Here is a 22394-nt window from a genome sequence, read left to right on the forward strand (position 1 = left end):
TGTTAATTTTTATCCTAAAAAAAGAATTATTGAAATTTACCAAGTGTTTTAATAAAAGGAAGCATTGTTATGAATAGCATTACCAAGGTCTTATTGCTTTACACCACTCACGAAAAGCAAACCCTTAAAATTATGCAACGAATAAAAACACATCTTGAGGGTAAATGTGATTGTGATTTGATTGAGTTATTGCCCGATACCAAGATTGATCTTGGTAACTACAAAGCCGTATTAATTGGTTGTTCAATTCGATATGGTTTTTACAGTAAAACCATGAAGAAGTTTATTGATGCCAATTATCAGCAATTAAATGCGTTAAAAACTGGTTTTTTTGGGGTAAATGTGGTGGCTAGAAAACCAAATAAAAATACACCTGAAACTAACTTATATACTAAAAAATTCCTTGTCAAAATTGCCTGGCAACCGACTATCAAAGCGGTATTTGCTGGTGCGCTTTATTATCCTAAATATAACTGGTTTGATCGTAATATGATTCGATTTATTATGTGGTTAGGTAAGGGTGATACAGATGTGACAAAAGAAGTAATAGAGTACACAAATTGGACAAAAGTGGATGAATTTGCCGAGCAATTTGTGGAACTTATTGATAATTAGTCTTAGTTATCTTGATAAAATAAGTCACTATTTTCGTTAAATATCAAGTCTTAAAGTTGTTTTGAAGAAACTTTGTGATATAGATCAACTTTTTTACTAAAAAGGTGTACAATATTGCGCCTAAAGAATCTGTCTCCTAACTGGGATTTTAATTGTGATTGAAAATTTAAGAAATATAGCCATTATTGCTCACGTTGACCATGGTAAAACAACCTTGGTTGATAAACTATTAAAACAATCAGGCACGCTTGATAATTTGCGTGGTGATGACAATGAAAGAATAATGGACTCAAATGCGCTTGAAAAAGAGCGTGGTATTACTATTTTAGCTAAAAATACGGCTATCGATTGGAATGGTTACCGAATTAATATCGTTGATACTCCAGGCCATGCCGATTTTGGTGGTGAAGTTGAACGTGTAATGTCAATGGTTGACTCAGTACTACTGCTTGTTGATGCAATGGACGGACCAATGCCACAAACACGTTTTGTGACTCAAAAAGCATTCGCTCATGGTTTAAAACCAATTGTGGTTATTAATAAAGTTGACCGTCCGGGTGCGCGCCCAGATTGGGTTGTGGATCAAGTATTCGACTTATTCGTTAACCTTGGTGCAACTGATGAACAACTTGATTTCCCAATCGTTTATGCATCAGCTTTAATGGGGATTGCAGGTCTTGATCATGAAGATATGGCACAAGACATGACACCACTATTTGAAGCAATTGTTGAACATGTAGAACCACCTAAAGTTGATTTAGATGGTCCATTCCAAATGCAAATTTCTCAACTTGATTACAACAACTATGTTGGTGTTATTGGGATTGGTCGTATTAAACGCGGTCGCGTTAAACCAAATCAACAAGTTACTATTGTCGATAGCGAAGGTAACAAACGTACTGGCAAAGTCGGACAAGTATTAGGTCACTTAGGCTTACAACGTTATGAAGCTGAAGTTGCAGAAGCAGGGGATATCATTGCTATCACTGGATTAGGTGAACTTGGTATTTCTGACACAATTTGTGATAACAGCTGTGTTGAAGCTCTGCCAGCACTAAGTGTTGATGAACCAACAGTTACCATGTTCTTTAATGTAAATAGTTCACCATTTGCAGGTAAAGAAGGTAAATATGTAACTTCTCGTCAAATTCTTGAACGTCTAAATAAAGAACTTGTACACAACGTGGCTCTTCGTGTTGAAGAAACCCCAGATCCAGATGCATTCAAAGTTTCTGGTCGTGGTGAATTGCACTTATCTGTTCTTATTGAAAATATGCGTCGTGAAGGTTATGAACTTGGGGTATCTCGTCCTAAAGTTATCTACAGAGAAATCGATGGCAAAAAACAAGAGCCTTTCGAACAAGTTACCTTAGATATCGAAGAACAACACCAAGGTTCAGTGATGGAAGCCTTAGGTTTACGTAAAGGTGATTTGACCAATATGTTACCTGATGGTAAAGGACGTGTACGTCTAGATTATGTGATTCCTAGCCGTGGTCTTATTGGATTTAGAACTGAATTTATGACCATGACATCAGGTACTGGTTTACTTTACTCAACATTTAGCCATTACGATGATGTGCGTCCGGGTGAAATCGGCCAACGTAATAATGGGGTAATGATTTCAAACGGTACTGGTAAAGCTTTGGCTTATGCGCTTTATAGCCTGCAAGATCGTGGTAAATTATTCCTTGGTCATGGTGCTGAAGTTTATGAAGGGCAAATTATTGGTATCCATACTCGCTCAAATGATTTAACCGTTAACTGCTTAACGGGTAAAAAATTAACTAACATGCGAGCATCAGGTACTGATGAAGCGACTACCTTATCACCACCAGTAAAAATGTCGTTAGAACAAGCGTTAGAATTTATTGATGATGATGAATTAGTTGAAGTAACACCATTATCTGTTCGTCTACGTAAACGTCATCTAACTGAAAATGATCGTAAGCGTGCATTTAGAAGTAATAAAGAATAATGTGAATTATGATTTTGATAATCAAATTACAAAACCTCGCTAATTAGCGAGGTTTTTTTTAGCTCTAACGCGAGCAATAGCATCGGCAATCGATTGTTTACGATCTTTCTGAGTCATTGCATTGCTTGCTGACATCGACTTAGGAAATAAAATAGTCGGCGGAACCAATTGATTACGATTTAAGCGTTGTTGTTTCTTCTCAGTTAACAGCAACTCTTCTTGCTCACTTAATTCAGCGCCAAGAGTGCTTAAGGTAATACAATCAGTTGGACAGGTATTAATACAATTACTACACACAGTGCAAAATTGCGGTAATACCGTATGTAACACCTGTTTACTACCAACAATAGCATCAGTAGGGCAAACACGAATACATTTGCCACAACCAATACAATTTTCTTCATCAATAAAGGCTTTATATTGCATAATAAAATTTAAATTAACTTAAACCAACAATATTACCATCTTTGTCAATATCAATATGTCGATAAGCTGGATTCGTGCCAAGCCCCGGCATGGTCATCACATTACCAGCATAAACTCGAATAAAACCAGCACCGGCTGAAATGGCTAAATGGCTGATATCAACATCAAAGTCAGTTGGTACATTCTTTAAATTAGCATCAGCGCTAATCGACATCGGCGTCTTGGCAATACAAAGTGGTAAGTGATCAAGTTTTAACGCTTCAATCTCTTTAATATTTTTAAGCGCGGTTTCAGACAAGTTCGCTTTATTGGCGCCGTACTTTTTAACCATGGTTTGGATCTTATCCATCAATGACATACTGTCAGGATAAGGTAATTTGATTTCGCTTGGCATATCACATGCCTCAATAACATGTTTAGCAAGTTTTTCAGCACCTTTACCACCTTGAGTGAACACTTCGCTTACTTCGCAAGCAAAAGCACCATGTTCAACGGCATATTTTTGTAAAAACGCCAACTCTTCTTCACTATCATGTGGGAATCGATTGATCGCAACAATCACTTGTAAACCATAGCTCTTGGCATTCTTAATATGCCAAGCTAAATTGGCCGCACCAATTTCAAGTAACTCCACATTTGATTCTGAAATCTCTTTAGGGATAGCTTGTCCTGGTTTGATATTATATTTACCACTATTGGATTTTAAGCTACGAACCGTTGCCACTAAAACCACGCAAGAAGCCTTAATACCAGCTTGACGATATTTAATATTAAAGAATTTCTCCATACCCATGTCAGAACCAAAACCTGCTTCGGTTATCACATAATCGGCTAAATTCATTGCAATGCGATCAGCGATAACTGATGAATTACCATGAGCAATATTAGCAAATGGTCCAGCATGGATTAGTACAGGCGTATTCTCAACAGTTTGCATCAAGTTAGGATTAATCGCATTTTTAAGAAGTACTGTCATCGCGCCTGCAACTTCGAGCTGTTCAGCTGTGATTGGCTCGCCTTGCGTATTATAGGCCAAAATAATACGACCAATACGCGCACGCATATCATGTAAATCAGAAGCCAAAGCCAAAATTGCCATTAGCTCAGACGCTGCCGTAATCTCAAATCCGTCACGGCGTTCAACACCATTCACACCGCCACCAACACCGACAGTGATATTACGCAGAGCGCGATCATTGTGATCGATAACCCGTTTCCATACAATGCGATTAACATCAATATTTAAACGAGGTAAACCGGTTTGAGCGGTAAACTCATCGCCAAGACGATCTTCATGATAAAGACGAGAATCCAACGCGGCAGATGCTAAATCATGTGCTGCAGTTATTGCATGAATATCACCAGTAAGATGAAGATTTAGCGTCTCCATCGGCAAAACTTCTGCTTGCCCACCACCGGCTGCACCGCCTTTTACGCCAAAAACAGGTCCTAAGCTTGGTTGACGAATACAAGCGATAGCTGATTTACCTAAATAATTAAGGCCTTCACTTAGACCAATGGTATTGACGGTTTTACCCTCACCTAATGGTGTTGGTGTAATAGCGGTAACTAAAACTAATTTACCATTAGCGCGATTTTCCTTCGCATTAAGGATTGATAAATCAATTTTGGCAACATATTTACCGTAAGGAAGCACGTATTGTTCAGGGATCTGACATTGTTTAGCGATTTCAGTTATTGGGCGTAGTGGCATTTTCATTCTCGTATAACAATAAATTAGGCTGTCAGTATAAAGAATTTAAAATGCCGAATAAAGCAACAATTTAATCTTTATTGATTTTCGGCACAATCTCTAATTATCTTGTTATAATAGCGAAAATTTTCAACTAAAGGATAATGATTAAATGAACTGGTTTTCGCAGTATTCTCTCTTCTTGGCTGAAACAACAACGGTGGTTATTGCTATTTTAGCGGTATTAATTTTTATTTTAAGTCAACGCCGAAAATCATCAACAATTGCTGGACGTTTATCTGTCAAAGATATTAGCGAAGAATATGAACAAGTCAAAGATGACATGTTAACGTCGAGCATGGATGAAATCGAAGCTAAACAGTTTACAAAAGATCTCAAAAAACAAAAAAAACTTGAAAAGAAACAAGCTAAACAAGCGGCTAAAAAGAAAGATGATAATGCTAAATCATCAGATGCAAAGCCTAAATTATTTGTCTTATCGTTTAACGGCAGTATGGATGCACATGAAGTTGAAGAACTGCGTCAAGAAATTACCGCAGTCCTAGCTGTCATCAAACCTGAAGATCAAGTGGTCGTAAAACTTGAAAGCCCTGGTGGAGTAGTGCATGGATATGGCCTTGCTGCCTCCCAACTATTACGCTTTAGAACGCGTAACATTCCATTTACTGCTGTAGTTGACAAAGTTGCAGCCAGTGGCGGTTATATGATGGCTTGTACTGCTAGCAAAATTGTCGCAGCGCCATTTGCAATTGTGGGTTCAATTGGTGTTGTTGCCCAAATTCCTAACTTCAACCGATTACTAAAAAAACATGATGTCGATATTGAATTACAAACAGCAGGAGAATACAAACGAACCCTAACCATGTTTGGTGAAAACACGGATGAAGGTCGCCAAAAATTCAAACAAGAACTTGAACAAACGCATCTATTATTTAAAGACTTTGTAAAAGAATATCGACCAAATATCGATATAGATCAGGTTGCAACAGGCGAACACTGGTTTGCTACTCAAGCCAAAGAAATGGGACTGGTTGACGAAATTAGCACCAGTGATGATTTTATCTTATCACACCTAGAAACGCATAAAATCATTGCTGTTAACTATCAACGCAAACAAAAACTGTCCGAAAAACTCTCCAAAAATGTCGTGAAAGGCATGGAAAAGTTATTTTTTAGACAAGGAAACGGACTGTAAAAGGTTTAATCTAAAATCACTTTATTTGCATCTTTAAAACCCCGATTCCTCAAAAAAAGTTGAGGAGCGGGGTTTTTTAACCCTAAAATTTTGTCTGAAAATCTTAAATTTACTAAAACGTCTAATTTCTAACACCAAACGATTTATCTTAAAAATGTGATCCTTAAAGAATTGTAAATGAACTGTTTTTTAATTAAACCGCATCTGCTCGGTTATTTTTGTTTTTTTAGATGTTTTTCTTTACAAAGATTAACGATCTAAAGTGAAAAATTGTTGCATCGTATTTTTTCAGTCACTATACTTTTACATCGTTTTATATAAGCGTTCCAAATTTAAGTAAAAACATAAAGAGTAAATAAATCATAAATTTAGTTGACAGGATTATGTAATATGCACTATAATTTTCAACAGGCAACAGGCAACATGGCCAACCTATAAGTTAAATTCGTCAAAGTTAAGCTCTTATTTTTCATTTTTCACTAAAGTCTTTTTTTTCACCAAGATCTATAAAATTACGCAAAATTTTGCGCGATCCTCACATAGATCAATATCATCCCGACAGATCCTATTACCTTTAGTACCTAGTATATTGTTAGCGTTTTCATTTACTAGTACAGCGTTAACATCCACAACATCCAATTTTATTCACGGTGAAGTGCCTTATTTTACGTTCGACGGTGGTAATACACGAGTAACGGATACCGAAGGTTTGCTCGGGATCCATCTTTCTAATGGTCAACAATACTCGCCATCAAATAATAATTCTAGTGCAACCAATCCTATCGAATTACCAACTATTGATGAAAGTTTTGCTGATATTAGCATGTTGGTGCCAGTTGATAGTAATACCGTTGATTTAAACACCATTGTCGCTGCACCTTATAATTATTGGGGCGATGATGATGGAGATAGTGAAGTCACTGCTACTGGCAGTATAAGCTTGTCTATTGTTGATAAAAACAATCAAACTGTATCACGAAATACCGTACCTATGTATTGTAAAGCGCCTTATAAAGCGACATTAACTAATACTGAAGGCACATTGACCACTCGTTATGGCGTTCCTAATAGCATTAAGTTCGGAGCAGGTAGTGTTAACTATTATTTTAAACCTAAAGAATCACCTGCGATTTGTTTTGCTAAACCAAATAATCTAGCGTATACCGCACCTCCCTATGTAGGTCCCGAAACTATCTGGAATTATGGTAAAGGCTTTCTAACTCAAACCGCGACGCCATCATCTTATGGTTTAAATTTCCCGACTACTGGCGCTAATGGTTTGTACTTTGATTTAGATATTAGCAATAATGATCAGGCATTAACGTGGGATCCGGTTTCTCATAGTGGAATTACTGCGACGATGACCAATTCAACAAATACTAGTGTCCGCGTTACATTAACGGGCCCTGCTGCAACCTTAGAACAATGGAATTCTAGTAATCCGGAAAAAGTAGCTAAACCATCTTTACCCCAGACATTCGAGTTAGTCGGTCGTGACAGTAATGGTAAGGCTGTCGTTAAATATGGATTTGAACTAAAGCAGTGGTTTGTCAATCGTGGAAACGTTATCGGAAATCACGACAACCAATTATCTTGGTGTACAAATATAGGTTATCACCTTCCTAATGTAAGGGATTTAACCAATGCGGTTTATCCATCAAATGACCAATTGATTACCGCTACACCTCCATCACCGGGTAATCATTACCAACGTACCATTGGGGCAGGTCTTATTACCGAGTGGGGCTTTCTGTTATATTACGCGAATACTAACTTTAATTTGTATTATTGGACTAATGACTCGTACTCCCATGATGGTGGTTACACGTATTACTTTTACGCACACGCCGACCACGGACTTATTCATTGGGTAGATCCTGCAACCTTCTACAACGGGGTTTGTGTTTCAGATCTCAACCCTTAATTCTTATTTTTTGAGGGAGAGATAGTAAAATAGCTTATATTTTTCTAGTAAGTTATGGTGTCGAAACTTAAACCATCCGCCTCAATTGGGGCGGTTTTTTTGAGTTTTTTATCGCAAAAAAAGTTGAGGAGCGGGGTTTTTGGGGTTCAAAATTCTGCTTTGCAATATTGCCTCAAATAAATAATTGCGCTCAAACTGTGGCACTTTTTAGAAATCCTTTTTTCATCAAAAAAAGTTGAGGAACGGGGTTTTTGAGGTTTTAAATCTAATCTAAAAATTATTAAATGATCCAAATCACTAAATTTCTAATCCAGAGCCCAAAAATAAAATTTTTAAGGATCAATTGCTCTAATTTTAAAGATTTGTAATTACGATATATTTAATTAAAACAATGATTAATCGGTTGTAACTTAGATCCTTTTTAGATCATATTTACAAAAATTAACGTAAATGAGCGAAAAAAAGTGTTGCATCGTGTTTTTCCAATCACTATACTTTTTACACGGTTTTAGCTACTAGGCTAAAATTTAGCAGAAATAAAATTGTAAATTAATCAAAAAATTACTTGACAGGATTGTCGCATATGTTCTATAATTTTCAACAGGCAACAGGCAACTTGGTCAACCTATGTTTTAAATTCGTCTAAGTCCAGCACCCAGTTTAAATTTTTCACTGAAGCTTATTTTTCTACTCAATCAAGTGAAATTCTGCGAATTTTCGCGCGGTCGCTTCCGCGATCCTCTTCTCGATCCTTTTTCCGATCGTTTTCCGGATCCTCTTTCAGATCCTGTTTTCGATCTTTTTCCCAATTATCCCGTCAGATTGTTTTTTTCGTGGCTATTTTCCTTTCTTTTTCCAGTCATGCATTGACATCACAGACAACTAGGAATGCGATACAGGGTAGTGTACCTTATCTGACTTTCGACGGTGGTCGTACTCGTGCAGTTGATGCTAACGGTCTGCTTGGGATTACACTATCTAACGGAACTAATTACACGCCTTCTACCAATTTATCATCTACAACCCCAATCGTCTTGCCGGTTGAGGGGCAGAGTTTTGCTGATATTCGTATGTTCGTTCCTACTGATACTAATTCAGTCGATTTAAGTACTCTTATCGGTCCTCCTAATAATTATTGGGGGGATGATGATGGTGATTCAGACGTTACTGCTACAGGTTCTTTAAGTTTATCTATCGTCGATAAAAACGGTCAAACGGTATCACGTAATTCCGTGTTAACAATTTGTAACGCACCTTATAGGATTAAGTTATCCAGTACTAACGGTACATTATCAACTCGTTATGGCGTTCCTAATCGTAGTGATTTCAGTGCCCGTAGTGAGACTTATTACGTCAATCCAAAGGCTTCGCCTGTGGTTTGTTTCGTCAGACCTAATTTAATGTATGGTAAGCTTGGTGATGATCCTTATGACCCATCTTGGGATTTTGCTGGCCCAGCTTCGATGTGGGACCCTGATAGGGGGTTTCTCACTCAAAAAACAGACCCTCTCTATTACGGTCAAAACTTTCCTACTACAGGTCTTAATGGATTGTACTTTGATTTAGATATTAGTGGTAGTAGTCAGCCATTGTCTTGGTCTCCTGTTTCTCTGGGTGGTATCACAGTCACAATGTCTAATTCTACTGCTACAAGCGTTCGCGTTACTTTAACTGGTCCTTATGCTACCATATCCCAGCATTGGTCAAACAATCCTGGTCCTATTTCTAAACCTACTTTGCCTCAGACCTTCGAGTTGGTCGGTCGTGATACTAATGGTACTCCTGTTGTTAAATATGGTTTTACTTTGAAGCAGTGGTTCGTCAACCGAGGTACTATATCTGACACTTATCCTAATACATTATCTTGGTGTAATCGTATTGGTTATCGAATGCCTAGCGTAAGGGATTTAACCAACGCGGTTCGTACAGAATCTCCTGCTATCTCTGGCGCCACCCCTTCCTCACGGGATAATCATTATATGCGTCATATAGGTTCTGGTTTTTTCGCTGAGTGGGGTCGTATGTTTGATTATACAACCATTGGCCTCACCAGCTATTGGCTCTGGACTAGTGACCGGAATGGTAGTACCCAGTTTATCGTGTACACATACAACGGTATCGTGGGTTGGGCCTACAACGACAACGACTACGACTACAGCTACGGCTTTTGCTCCCATCCTTAGTTTTTATTTCTTCGTCCTTAATCCTTAGGCTGGGGGTGGGAGTGATAAAAAATAGTATTAGGTGATTAAAAGTAAGCTGACTCAAGGAGTCAACGTCGTTTAGCCATAAAAAGCGATTTTGCGGCTAAGCGACGCTTCAATTACCCGCATCGGCGGGTTTATTTTTGAGTTTTTTATCTCAAAAAAAGTTGAGGAGCGGGGTTTTTGTAACGATACAAAGCCGAATACCCCACTTTTCATCCCCTAAAACATTAAGTAACCCTTTTTTTAAAGTTCCAAAAAGCAATCTCCATTTTAAGTTATACAACTCTATGTTATCCTTAACGCAACATTCGATCACAGGACGTTCTATATGATAAAAGATCCATTTTATGATCGTGAGGCGAAAAAGTATGAATCGCCGATCGCCAGTCGTGAACTGATTTTGGATTATCTTACCAAAGAAGCAAAACCAGCAAGTTTAGAAAAAATAGCTAAAGCCGTATCAATCAAATCTGACGAGCAAAAAGAGGCTTTACATCGCCGATTGCGAGCGATGGAACGTGATGGTCAGGTGGTTTACACGCGTCGTAAATGTTATGCCTTACCTGAAAAATTCGATATGGTTAAGGGCAGTGTTATTGCACATCGTGATGGTTATGGCTTTTTACGGGTTGAAGGTAAGCCGGAAGACTATTTTTTGTCACACGAGCAGATGAAAAAGGTTTTACAAGGCGATGTTATTTTGGCTCAGCCAATCGGTAGTCAATACCGTGGTAAGACTGAAGCGCGAGTGGTGCGGATTTTAGAGCCACGTACTAATCTGATTGTTGGTCGTTATTTTATTGAGCAAGGTGTTGGTTTTGTGGTGCCGGATGATAGCCGTTTGAATTTTGATATTTTAATCGCTGGCAAGCCAAATCGTACGGTTAGAATGGGCTCAGTTGTTGTGGTTGAATTGCAGCAAAGACCTGAACGACGCCAAAAAGCGGTCGGAGTGATTAAGGAAGTGCTTGGCGAAATAATGGGCACGAATTTAGCCATCGATATTTCATTACGTAATCATGAGATCCCTTATGAATTTCCAAAAGCGGTTGAAAACGCGGCTAACAAGTTTAGTGAGCAAGTGCCTGAAAGCGCTAAAAAAGGCCGTAAGGATCTACGTGATTTGCCGTTAGTAACCATTGATGGTGAAGATGCACGAGATTTTGATGATGCGGTCTATTGTCAAAAGAATCGTGGTGGTGGTTATCGTTTGTGGGTGGCGATTGCTGATGTGAGCTATTATGTGCGAACCGGTAAGGCGCTTGATAAAGAAGCTTGTTTGCGTGGGACTTCAGTCTATTTTCCGTCGCGCGTGGTTCCGATGTTGCCGGAAGTTTTATCCAATGGCCTTTGTTCGCTCAATCCACAAGTTGATCGCTTGTGTTTAGTGTGCGAAATGACCGTGTCGAATAAGGGGCGTTTGACCGGTTATCAATTTTATGAAGCGGTGATGAATTCACACGCGCGTTTAACTTATACCAAGGTAGCTAAGATTTTGGAAGGTGATAAGGATTTGCGTGAGCATTATCGTGAGTTGGTTCCTCACCTTGAGAATCTTTATGGTCTTTATAAGGTGCTTAATAGTGCTCGAATTGCCCGTGGCGCAATCGGGTTTGAGTCGGAAGAGCCTAAATTCATCTTCAATGCTGATAAACGTATTGAGAGCATTGAGTTAGTTCAGCGAAATGAAGCGCATAAGATCATTGAGGAGTGTATGATTTTGGCCAATGTTGCCGCAGCAAAATTGGTGATTGATGCTGAGATTCCGTCGCTATTTCGTGTGCATGATAAACCGGATGAAGATCGCATAAATAATTTACGCAGTATTTTAAGTGAACTTGGTTTGTCTCTCGGCAAGGGTACCAGTCCAAAAGATATCGCTAAGTTGATGGTTGAGGTTGAAGCAAGACCTGATCATGAGATGTTGCAAACGGTCATTTTGCGCTCAATGAAGCAAGCAATTTACGATCCTGAAAATCGTGGGCACTTTGGGTTAGCACTTGAGGAGTATGCGCACTTTACTTCGCCAATTCGTCGTTATCCTGATCTGTTATTGCATCGTGCGATTAAATGGGTTATTGCTGATCAGCAACATAGTAAACAACATGATAAAACCGGTGGACACCGTTATACGACTAGCGAGATGCTCTATTTTGGTGAACACTGTTCAATGACTGAGCGCCGAGCGGACGAAGCGGTTCGTGATGTCGTTGATTGGTTGAAATGTGATTATATGCAAGATCATGTCGGCGAGGTATTCAATGGCACTATTTCGAGTGTTGTTAATTTCGGCTTTTTTGTGCGATTAGATGATCTATTTATTGATGGTTTAGTGCACGTTTCATCACTCGAAAATGATTATTATATTTTTGATGCATCACGTAATCGTTTAATTGGTGAAAATACCCGTTTTATTTATCGTTTAGGTGACAAAGTTCAAGTAACAGTCGTTAATGTTAATCCTGACGAGCGTAAAATTGATTTTTCATTGGTTGGCAGTAATAATAAGCCACAACGCCAAGGTAAGACAGCCAAAGATAAGGCGAAGAAAGTCGATAGTGATGCTGAACAGCCAGTTAAGCGCAAAAATAAAAGCCAAGCTAATAGTAAAAAAACGAGCGCAAAGGTTGTCGCAAAGAGTAAAAAACGCAGTAAGCCAAAAACAGCTGCTAAAAAAACGTCTAAATCAGCATCGACCTCAAGCAATCAGAGAAAAAAGAGTAAAAAATAGATGAGTGAAACAGTTTACGGCATCCACGCGATTGAAGCTTTGTTAGCGCGTGCACCAGAAAGAATTATTGAAGTTTTTATCGTTAAAGGCCGAGAAGATAAGCGCCTTAATGCCCTTGTTCGTGAGTTGGAGCAGTTGGGTTTAGCAGTAAAAGTGACCAATAGGCAGTATTTAGATGAAAAAACGAAAAATGGCGTTCATCAAGGTATTTTGGCGATGGTTAAACCAAGCCGTGGTTATCAGGAAAATGATATTCCATTATTAATGGAGCAAAATTCCAATCCGATTATTTTAATTTTAGATGGTGTGACTGATCCACATAATTTAGGTGCTTGTATTCGTACTGCTGATGCCGCTGGTGTGAGCTTTATTGTTGTACCTAAAGATCGTTCTGCACCACTTAATTCAACCGCTCAGAAAGTTGCATGTGGCGCGGCTGAAAGCGTGCCAGTGGTTAGAGTCACTAATCTGGCGCGTACTATGCGTATGTTACAAGATGAATATCAAGTTTGGATAGTGGGTACCGCCGGTGAAGCAACCAGCACACTTTACCAAACAGACTTTTATAAAAATTCAACAGCATTGGCTTTAGTGATGGGGGCAGAAGGTGAGGGGATGCGTCGATTAACCAAAGAGCATTGTGATGAGTTAGTCAGTATACCGATGGCTGGTATTGTTTCTTCGCTTAATGTGTCTGTTGCTACCGGCGTTTGCTTATTTGAGATTGTTAGACAAAAAAATAAATAGTTAGAGTTATAGTATGTTAGGATTTTTGAAAAAGCTTTTATCAGGGAATAAAGAAAAAAATGCTCCGGCGCTGTCTGAGCGAGATTTGAATGGTCGTAATCGTGTCGGATATCCGACAATGCAATTATCGCGTGAGATTGATAATTTAGTTAAATTGAAATACCGTCCTCTTAAACGTGTAATTAAGGTGTATAGAGACACGCTGTTTTTTAAATGGGGTCCTGCAGTTATCAATAATACTTTATCAGATGAGCAGTTGGCTAATTTGTCCGGACGGAATGTTCAGATGGTTTATTTATTGCTGTTTCGTGATATGTTAAGACATATTTCAGGTTTAGCTAAATTTAAGCATTTTGCCGAAGATTGGCCGGAACAATTTGCGAATGAGTTATTAGATAATTGCAAAATGTTAGGCGATAGTGATGATGTTGATGTCGCTAAAAAAGAAGCGTTATTTGCTAACACTGAGCTTTATAATGTTGATAATCCCATCGATCCTAAACACCCAGAAAATACGCAAATCCCTGATTGGACAGCGCCATTAGCGGAATTAATTATGCTGCCACCGGATATGATTTATAAGTGTCATCGTCCTTTAATGGCTGCAATTGACCGTCGCAAAAAGCGCTAACTTTAACGATTGATTGAGTTGAAGCTGTAATATCGATTCACTCAATCAATTTTGTTAACTAATTTACTTCCTTCCTTAAATAGCACTATTTATTACCAACAATTTTGCAATTTATCTTTGCAAAAATACCCACTAGGTAAGCAAATTCATCTCACTTATACTTAAATTAAGAAGTAAATAGGTGAGAAGTTTATGCGAAGTAGAACCATTGAATTATGTAAAAAATTCATTTCAGTCGACTATCCATTAACTATTGAAATGCTTACAGAAGAGTTTCAAATTAGTGCTCGAACTATTCGTAATGAAATTCAAGAAATTAATGAGTTTTTATCTAAAAGACATTTCACTTTAATTACTACTGTGCGTAGTAAAGGGTTTATCATCAATGCTGATCAAGAGCAGAAACAGCTGATTCACGATGCGTTACTGGGTGTGCCATCCTCTACCGTTTTAAGCAAAGATGAGCGACAGTTTGATTTGTTATTGTCGATTGCTTTTGCTAAAACGCCTGTTATTTTAAGCCATAAAGAAGCGGTCTATTTCGTTTCAAAAAGTGTATTAGATGAAGATATTCGTAAAATCAAAGTACGATTAAAAAAATATGATATTGAATTAATTAGCCAACCGAAGCAAGGGATGCAATTTGTTGGATTAGAGCGCTCGATTCGCTTAATGATGTATGAAGCTATTAACCAATTTGCCGGCAATTTAGAACTAGATAAGCCTTTACCTGAATTAAGCTCAATACAGCAACATTTGTTTAATTATATTCCTCAATCACTGATTGATAACTTATTGCAGTTAGCGCATCAAACTATCAGTCAGATACATGATGAAATTTATGTCCAACAAATTGTGATTTTTACTGCTATTTGGCTTGTTCGTAATCAGCATCAACATCATCTGACAATGGTCAGGACTGACTTTAACAATAATGAACAAGGACAAATAGCGAACTTTATTCAGTTGGTGTGCCAGCACTTTGCGTTGCAGGTAAATTGGCAAGAACGCCAATATATCATTTACATGCTAGAGGCATTTAATACTAAGGATATCAATAATTATGTCGAATGGCTTAATGCGCAGTTATTAGCCATTAAATTAGTTAATTATGTGGAAGAAAAAACGCTAATCCCGTTTTCAACTAAACAAGAACAGTTATATGAAAACCTTTGTAAGCACTTAGCCGGGCTGATTGCCAGAGTGAGTAATAATATTCATATTATTAATCCATTGCTCGATAGTATTAAACAAAATTACGGTGAAATTCATGCTGCGATTACCACTTTTATGCATGAACTTGAAACAAAACTTAGCCATAAGATTTCCGATGATGAAATTGCTTTTTTGACAATTCATTTTTCAACCTTTGCCAGTGCCATTAACCAAGATCGTAGTTACTATTTTAAAGCAGTGGTGTTGTGTTGTCATGGTATAGCAACTTCTAATCTGCTGGCACAGACACTTAAAGAGTTTTTTAGTATAGATGTATTAGCAATCTTAGGGCGTAACGATTTGAATTTGTTGGAGCAACTTGATTTTGATTTAATATTTTCTACCTTTCCTTTGCAACATTTTGCTCATCCAGTATTAGTTTTAGAACCCATATTAAAAGAAAAAAATCATCCTATCATTAAAGATTTTTTAACTAAACATCGTGCTAATCAACGTATCAATTACCTAACGGATGCAACGGATCTGTTCTATTCACTTGTTAATTTAATTAAAGAAAGTGGCGGTATTGTGTCCGAGCCTATCTATAACCAACTTGAAAAGTGTTTAGCTCTCAATAATCTTAAAATCAATAAAAGGAAAATCCAGCCTATGTTGAAAGATATTCTTACTGATGATGACATTTTATTACATCAAGACTGCCATGATTGGCGAAAGGCTATCCAAATTGCTGCTGAACCATTATTAAAAAAACAGTTTATTTTACCTTCTTACGTCGATGCCATGATCACATCGGTTGAACAATATGGTCCTTATATTGTGATTGGTAAAAATTTAGCTTTAGCGCATGCTCGACCTGAAGACGGAGTAAATCAATTAGGTTTGAGCGTAGTGACGATGGGCCGCCCAGTAGATTTTGGTAATGATGAAATGGGGCCAGTGAAAATTATATTTTGTTTAGCCGCTATCGATTCGTTTTCTCATCTCAACATTATGCGCAGTTTGATTGAATTAATTAATGATGAACAAAAACTGGAGCGTTTAACCAACTGTCATAGTGTAGCGCAATTTAAGTCAATTTTATTTAATTAGGCAAAATCGGATTAAATACCTAAATCTGAAGGAGAATAGAACATGAGTAATTTAACCATTATATTTGTTTGTGGTGCAGGGTTAGGCAGTAGTTTTGCTGCACAAATGGCAACCGAAGATGTTTTAAAAGCTAAAGGTATTGACGCTAAATTAGATCATACCGATATTTCATCAGCAGCCTCAACTAAAGCCGATATCATCATTACAGCCGAAAATTTCCGCCCTCAGTTTGCTAAATTCAATATCAGTGAACAAACCGCAGTGGTCTATCTTAAAAATATAGTATCTAAAGCGGAAATTGATGAGAAGTTAAGTCCAATATTGCAACAAAAGGGATTGCTTTAAATCCATTAGAAGGAGAATACCATGAATGTGATTAACTTTATTATCGACAATATTTTAACTCAAGCTTCGATAACCATTAGCTTAATTGCTATGTTTGGGTTGATTTTACAACGTAAATCTGTTGGACAAATTATTTCAGGCTCACTGAAAACCTTATTGGGTTTTCAAGTGCTCAATGCCGGGTCAAGTATTATTGTGGGAAGTTTAACCTATTTCGGTCATATTTTTACCGCTGGATTTGATATGCAAGGCATTATTCCTTCTATTGAAGCGATTAACGGGCAAGCAATGAATCAGTTAGGATTAGGCCGTGATATTGCACTAACATTTTTGATGATCTTTATTTTTAACATCCTTATTGCTCGTTTTACCCGTTGGAAATATATTTTTCTAACAGGGCAGGCCATTTTATGGATGGCAACAATGACAACGGTATTTGGTAGTTTTGCCGGATTGTCTGGGGTAACACTAATTTTGGTTGGCGGTTTTATTGGTGCACTTTTTGCTGTATTTATGCCGGCCATTGCCCAACCCATTATTCGTAAAGTGACAGGATCAAATGACATTGCATTAGGACACTTTTGTACAATCGGTTATTTATTCGAGGCTGGTGTAGCTTATCTGGTAGGGGAGCGAGGTGAAAACAAGCGCTCAATTGAAGATATGAAGTTGCCTAAGTCATTTGAATTTTTGCAAGATACTTATTTATCCGTCATGGTGGTTATGATCCCACTTTATATTATTACCGCTCTTTTCGCCGGTGAAGCGTATGCTTCAACCTTATCCGGCAGTCAAAATTACGTCATTTACGCCTTTACCCAAGCGATAATTTTTGTCGTCGGAATCTATGTATTACTTGCCGGTGTGAGGTTATTACTCGGTGAAATTGTGCCGGCATTTAGAGGAATTGCCATGAAAGTTGTTCCGAATGCAATTCCGGCGCTTGATTGTCCAGTATTTTTCCCATATAGCCCTAATGCAGTTATCTTAGGTTTTATTACGACATCTATAGGTACAGTGATTGCAATGTTGACTTTACCGGCATTCGGATTGGCGATGATTTTACCGGGAATGTTAACCAACTTTTTTGCTGGTGGAACGGCAGGTATCTTTGGTAATGCAGTTGGTGGTCGCCGTGGGGCGCTTATCGGCGGTATTGCTCATGGGATATTCATTACGCTGTTGCCAGCATTACTTGTCACCATTTTTAATCAAATGGGGTTTATCAATGCAACAGCAACTGATGTTGATACTGTCACAGTGGCACTGCTTTATGCGTGGATATTAAGCCCAATATTGAAGCACTTTTAGTTGAGGAGTATGACATGTTTAACTTTTTTAAAAAAAAGGCGCCTAAAACAAATTTAGCCCCCGACTCAGAGGTTAAAAGCAGTCTGACAGCACAGCAAATGGAACAGATTGAGCAAAAAATTAACCAATTATTACAGCAGCTCGAAAAGAACGAAGACTTACTGATGTTAGCCTCATCATGTGAACAAATCGGCCTGCTTTATCATCAATTAAATCATATTGATTTGGCTATTGAGTATTTAGAAAAGAGCCAACAGCATAAGAAATCAATTGGCGACGGTTATAAAACATTAATGAATTTGTATAACTCTAAGCGAGCTCAAGCCGCTCAGCATGGCTCATTGGCTGATATCGATATTTGGATGAACAAAATGGATGCTATGCGTAATATTGCTAAACAGATGACTATTCAACGAGATTAAAGGAAATAATTATGTACACCACACTTAAAGATGTAACTTTATTAGCCCAAAAATTAAATTTCACTGTTGGTGCGTTTAATACGCATAATTTAGAAATGTTACCTGCGATGTTACAGGCTGCAAAAGAGGTTGGCGCACCAATTATCATCCAAACAAGCGTTGATACTGCAAGGTATATTGGCTTTAAAGTTTTAGTTAATGCAGTAAAAGCTATTGTAGATGAAGAGATAGTGGATGCGGTATTACACCTCGATCATGCTAAAAATTTTGATGATATAAAACAAGCAATTGATAGTGGATTCACTTCGGTTATGTTTGATGGCTCTTCACTACCATTTAAAGAAAATATATTAAAAACCCGTGCAGTGGTTGAATATGCTCATGCTCATGGTGTATCAGTTGAAGGAGAATTAGGAACAATCGGGGGGACCGAAGAGGGAATTCATGTTGATGTTAACGATAAAGTTTATACCAAACCGGAAGATGCACTGGCATTTGTAAAAGCAACGGGAATTGATGCTTTAGCCATTGCTATAGGTACTAATCATGGACAATTTAAGTCAAAAACAGAGGTAAATATACCGTTATTGAAAGAAATTCATGCTATGGTTGATATTCCTTTGGTCATTCACGGTGGAACAGGGGTCAAAGAGGAGGACTATCCGGAACTGATTAATAACGGTATTCGTAAATTTAATGTTGGCACGGAGTTATTAGTTAACTGGACACAAGTTGCAAAAGATAAATTTGCCCAAACTGAAATTAATCGATCATTACGTCATAATATTATTCCAGCTAATGAGGCCGTGAAAGAAATAGTGAAGCATAAAATGCGTTTATTTCTTAACAGTAATAAATGTCTAAACTAAGAGGAGGCGAGTTGATATGCGTAAATATCTAATTTTACTCGCTGGTTGCCCCTGTACAGGAAAGACTTATCTGGTTAATAAATTGCAACAACAATTTACAGACAGTTTTGTGATAACACCCGATGAGGCTAAAGTTTTATATGCTGACTCTGTCGGTTTCAATTCGAAAGCTGAAAAGCAGGCGCTTGAGCACAAAGTTTGGCATTTTTATTATGGTGTTTTACAACTGTATATGGATGCTGGTAAACACGTTATTATTTCTGAGTATCCCTTTAGTGATAAGCAGAAACACCGGTTGAGTGAGTTGGCGCAAAAGTATCATTATCAAGTGATCACAATTCGCTTAATTGCTGATTTTGAGGTGTTATGGCAACGTCGTTATCAACGAGACCGCTCACCGGAACGGCATTTGAGTCATATTATGCAGCACTATCACTATGGAGATAAACTTGAAGATCGTAGTTTGGCCGACGATTTAGTCACTAAATCACAATTTTATCAAATCTGTCAAACTAGAAAGTACGACGAGTTTGCTTTGGGGCAATTGCTCGAAGTGGATGTTACCCATTTTAATCAAGTTGATTATTCGGGTTTATTGGAAAAATTGAAGCAAATCGTTAAATAGTAATTTTATTAGATCATCAATGCCGATTAACGTTAATCGGCATTATATTTAGGGTGATAAGCAAATAAATCAGATTTGATTGTAGGAATAGGCAGTTACGGATCAATAGTGAAATAGGTTAGTTTTATATCTTCGTTTATCTTCTCAATAACATTTTAAATACAAAAAATTCTTTTAATTTAGCAATCAAAGATTATGATAAGCCATTTCTAATCAGTCAAGTTGAATGAGCTAAACAATGAAAAGACTGCTATTTATTTTTATTGTTTTTATGTTTGTAGTAAATGCTAAGCCTCATTTGGATCATGAAAATTATGGCAAGTGGGAGATGTTGACCGAGTTAAATAATAAAAATGTGATTTATGAGCCTTGTTATTGCGGTAATCGTTTTATAAATTATCAAAAAGGTAAACTGGATGATTATACCGGGCAAGAAATGATTTCATGTGAGATAAAATCGAGCTACTTTAAAGACGGCAAATAATTTATCGATTTAGAATCAAAATGTAGCTACTCTGATAGCATAAGTTATGAAGTTAAGGATGAAAATACCTTAATTTGGCATTTATACAATTCAATTTCTTTAGTAATGACTAATCAGCCCGATAAGTTTGACAAGGTCTTTGAAACATGTGATGAGAGACAGTAAAGCTATTAACATTTATCTCTATCAAGTCAAAGGTCAATACCGACACAATGGTGTCGGCACGATTATTTTACTTTTTAGCTTTTGATTAGATCAACTTCAATACCTAACCCTTTTGCTACACCTGAACCATAATCGGGATGGACTTTATAGAAGTGTTTAAGCTGTCTAATTTGAATATCACGATCGACGTTTTTCATCGAAGTGACAATATTATCAAGAAGCAGTTGTTTTTGATCTGGACGCATTAAATTAAATAATGCACGTGGGTGCGAATAGTAATCACCATCAACACGATGATCGTGTTTATCCATTGTGCCGGCAGGGACATGCATCGGTGGCTCAGCATACTGCGGTTGTTGTTTAGGTGCACTATCAACACTATTTGGTTCATAGTTTGGTGCATTATCTGGCGTATAAAAGCGCATAGCTCCGTCACGTTGATAATTGTGTACCGGACATTTAGGTGCATTGATTGGTAATTGTTGGTAGTTTGTACCGATACGATAACGGTGCGCATCAGCATAAGCAAATATTCGCCCTTGTAACATTTTATCCGGTGATAAGCCAATACCAGGTACAATATTACTTGGTTCAAATGCAGATTGTTCTACTTCAGCAAAATAGTTTTCCGGATTACGGTTAAGCTCCATAACACCGACTTCAATAAGCGGAAACTGTTTTTGCGACCAAACTTTTGTGACATCAAATGGGTTTTCTGGGTGGTTATTGGCTTGTTCTTCACTCATCACTTGTATATAAAGTCGCCATTTAGGGTAGTTACCTTGTTCAATGGCATTAAAGAGATCTTCTTGCGCTGAATCAGGGTTGCTACCGTCGAGTTCTGCGGCTTTTTTAGGATGAATATTTTTAATGCCTTGTTCCGTTCTAAAATGCCATTTTACCCAAGTTCGTACATTATCTTTGTTGATTAAACTATAAGTATGGCTACCAAAACCATGCATATGTCGAAATCCGTCTGGAATGCCTCGGTCAGAAAATAGAATTGTTACTTGATGAAGTGATTCTGGCGATAAAGAGAAAAAGTCCCACATCATTTGCGGATCTTTTAAGTTGGTCTTAGGATCGCGTTTTTGGGTGTGAATAAAGTCTGGGAATTTGAGTGCATCACGAATAAAAAATACTGGTGTGTTATTACCGACGATATCCCAGTTACCTTGATCTGTGTAAAATTTTACTGAAAATCCACGTGGATCACGTGCCGTGTCAGATGAACCACGTTCACCGCCAACAGTTGAAAATCGAGCAAAAACGGGAGTTTGTTTGCCAACTTCGGCAAAAATGCTGGCATAGCTATATTGAGTAATGTCATTGGTGACGGTAAATGTTCCGTGTGCGCCAGAGCCTTTGGCATGGACTCGTCTTTCCGGAATATTTTCACGGTTAAACTGAGCGAGTTTTTCGATTAATTGATAGTCGTCAATCAATACCGGTCCACGAGGGCCAGCAGTGCGAGAGTTTTGATTGTCGGCAATAGGGGCACCATTATTGGTGGTGAGTTCTTTTTTTTCTGACATTGCAATACTCCTTATTAGATTGTAACTTTATAGTTAAAGAGTTGTGATTGATTTTATTGAAAAACTAACTTACTAAGGAATAAGATAAAGACGGTGATGCGTGTAAAAAAAGATATTGCTCGATTTATTATATAACTAAATTGGCTGTTAATTGTAGAAAAACAAATTAATTATTTTTTAATCTAGTAATGAGCGATAGTGAATA

Annotated in this window: 18 protein-coding genes; 15 read left to right on the forward strand and 3 right to left on the reverse strand. The window is 37.7% G+C overall.

All coding sequences use genetic code 11. The features are described from left to right. Window positions 1-78: 78 nt before the first annotated feature. Window positions 79-615, forward strand: coding sequence for a menaquinone-dependent protoporphyrinogen IX dehydrogenase (gene hemG, locus GYM76_RS02235; RefSeq protein WP_370632600.1), 537 nt, complete (start codon window positions 79-81; stop codon window positions 613-615). Between the two features lie 154 nt (window positions 616-769). After that, window positions 770-2593, forward strand: coding sequence for a ribosome-dependent GTPase TypA (gene typA, locus GYM76_RS02240; protein WP_065563548.1), 1824 nt, complete (start codon window positions 770-772; stop codon window positions 2591-2593). 39 nt (window positions 2594-2632) lie between these two features. Here typA and GYM76_RS02245 read toward each other — a convergent pair whose 3' ends face one another. Beyond that, the gene (locus tag GYM76_RS02245) at window positions 2633-3019 is read right to left on the reverse strand and encodes an RnfABCDGE type electron transport complex subunit B (RefSeq protein ID WP_220225741.1); all 387 of its coding nucleotides are present in this window, start codon (window positions 3017-3019) and stop codon (window positions 2633-2635) included. 13 nt (window positions 3020-3032) lie between these two features. After that, window positions 3033-4733 (reverse strand): formate--tetrahydrofolate ligase, encoded by a 1701-nt coding sequence (locus GYM76_RS02250; protein WP_220225742.1) that lies wholly within the window; start codon window positions 4731-4733, stop codon window positions 3033-3035. 151 nt (window positions 4734-4884) lie between these two features. On the opposite strand from GYM76_RS02250, the gene sohB reads away from it, so the two are divergent. The 13 genes from sohB (at window position 4885) to GYM76_RS02315 (ending at window position 20489) form a co-directional block, all read left to right on the forward strand. Next, the gene (gene sohB, locus GYM76_RS02255) at window positions 4885-5928 is read left to right on the forward strand and encodes a protease SohB (RefSeq protein WP_220225743.1); all 1044 of its coding nucleotides are present in this window, start codon (window positions 4885-4887) and stop codon (window positions 5926-5928) included. Window positions 5929-6517: 589 nt separating this feature from the next. Continuing rightward, window positions 6518-7852, forward strand: coding sequence for a hypothetical protein (locus GYM76_RS02260; protein WP_220225744.1), 1335 nt, complete (start codon window positions 6518-6520; stop codon window positions 7850-7852). An 833-nt stretch (window positions 7853-8685) separates the two neighbouring features. After that, the gene (locus GYM76_RS02265; protein ID WP_220225745.1) at window positions 8686-10035 is read left to right on the forward strand and encodes a hypothetical protein; all 1350 of its coding nucleotides are present in this window, start codon (window positions 8686-8688) and stop codon (window positions 10033-10035) included. 352 nt (window positions 10036-10387) lie between these two features. Next, entirely contained in the window at window positions 10388-12790 is a 2403-nt protein-coding gene (gene rnr, locus GYM76_RS02270) for a ribonuclease R (protein WP_220225746.1), read from the forward strand. Next, window positions 12791-13537 carry a 23S rRNA (guanosine(2251)-2'-O)-methyltransferase RlmB gene (gene rlmB / locus GYM76_RS02275; protein WP_065733738.1) on the forward strand — a complete coding sequence of 249 codons (747 nt, stop codon included), beginning with the start codon at window positions 12791-12793 and terminating at the stop codon, window positions 13535-13537. A gap of 13 nt (window positions 13538-13550) precedes the next feature. Continuing rightward, complete coding sequence (locus GYM76_RS02280; RefSeq protein WP_220225747.1) at window positions 13551-14168, forward strand: hypothetical protein; 618 nt, start codon at window positions 13551-13553, stop codon at window positions 14166-14168. Window positions 14169-14360: 192 nt separating this feature from the next. Further along, complete coding sequence (locus GYM76_RS02285) at window positions 14361-16433, forward strand: PTS sugar transporter subunit IIA (protein WP_220225748.1); 2073 nt, start codon at window positions 14361-14363, stop codon at window positions 16431-16433. Between the two features lie 42 nt (window positions 16434-16475). Beyond that, on the forward strand, window positions 16476-16778 hold the full coding sequence (locus GYM76_RS02290; protein ID WP_065563343.1) for a PTS sugar transporter subunit IIB: 303 nt from the start codon (window positions 16476-16478) through the stop codon (window positions 16776-16778). A 21-nt stretch (window positions 16779-16799) separates the two neighbouring features. Next, window positions 16800-18089, forward strand: coding sequence for a PTS sugar transporter subunit IIC (locus GYM76_RS02295; RefSeq protein ID WP_065563344.1), 1290 nt, complete (start codon window positions 16800-16802; stop codon window positions 18087-18089). A gap of 14 nt (window positions 18090-18103) precedes the next feature. Further along, complete coding sequence (locus tag GYM76_RS02300; RefSeq protein ID WP_065563345.1) at window positions 18104-18511, forward strand: hypothetical protein; 408 nt, start codon at window positions 18104-18106, stop codon at window positions 18509-18511. 11 nt (window positions 18512-18522) lie between these two features. After that, on the forward strand, window positions 18523-19380 hold the full coding sequence (locus GYM76_RS02305; RefSeq protein ID WP_065563346.1) for a class II fructose-bisphosphate aldolase: 858 nt from the start codon (window positions 18523-18525) through the stop codon (window positions 19378-19380). A gap of 16 nt (window positions 19381-19396) precedes the next feature. Continuing rightward, on the forward strand, window positions 19397-20005 hold the full coding sequence (locus GYM76_RS02310) for an AAA family ATPase (RefSeq protein WP_065563347.1): 609 nt from the start codon (window positions 19397-19399) through the stop codon (window positions 20003-20005). A 238-nt stretch (window positions 20006-20243) separates the two neighbouring features. Then, the gene (locus GYM76_RS02315; RefSeq protein ID WP_220225749.1) at window positions 20244-20489 is read left to right on the forward strand and encodes a hypothetical protein; all 246 of its coding nucleotides are present in this window, start codon (window positions 20244-20246) and stop codon (window positions 20487-20489) included. Window positions 20490-20728: 239 nt separating this feature from the next. Here GYM76_RS02315 and GYM76_RS02320 read toward each other — a convergent pair whose 3' ends face one another. After that, a complete protein-coding gene (locus tag GYM76_RS02320; RefSeq protein WP_220225750.1) occupies window positions 20729-22189 on the reverse strand; it encodes a catalase in 1461 nt (486 codons plus the stop codon). Between the last annotated feature and the right edge of the window lie 205 nt (window positions 22190-22394).

This window comes from Gilliamella sp. ESL0443, assembly GCF_019469165.1.
In the GTDB taxonomy this organism is placed as follows: Bacteria; Pseudomonadota; Gammaproteobacteria; order Enterobacterales; family Orbaceae; genus Gilliamella; species Gilliamella apicola_E.